The organism is Hydrogenovibrio sp. 3SP14C1 (assembly GCF_029625905.1).
In the GTDB taxonomy this organism is placed as follows: Bacteria; Pseudomonadota; Gammaproteobacteria; order Thiomicrospirales; family Thiomicrospiraceae; genus Hydrogenovibrio.
On sequence record NZ_JARTLM010000056.1, the window covers coordinates 1 to 286 of the forward strand.

Genomic DNA, 286 nt, shown 5'->3' on the forward strand with positions numbered 1-286 from the left:
GAGGCCGCCCATGACCTCCGGGCGTGACGTGCGCTTGGCCACATGCTTGATGCGGTCCACCAGGGCATTGCCTGCATCAATATCGACGCCTGCGTCCTTGTAGCTGAGAGAGGGAGTCGACTGGGAAGAGGAGGTCTCGGTCATGACGGGTCCTGTGAAGCCTATGCAAAGCGATTGTGCTGGCAAATTGCCAGTGCCGGAGCGATAACAGCCTGCGATTGTATCACTGCGCGACGTAAGTCGCACCGATGGACACGTTATCAGATGCGTGCTGGCCAGGTTTTGT

Annotated in this window: 1 pseudogene; it reads right to left on the bottom strand. The window is 58.4% G+C overall.

The features are described from left to right. Window positions 1-144 (bottom strand): annotated as a pseudogene (locus P8629_RS11615) (phosphoribosylformylglycinamidine cyclo-ligase); the annotation flags it as partial. Between the last annotated feature and the right edge of the window lie 142 nt (window positions 145-286).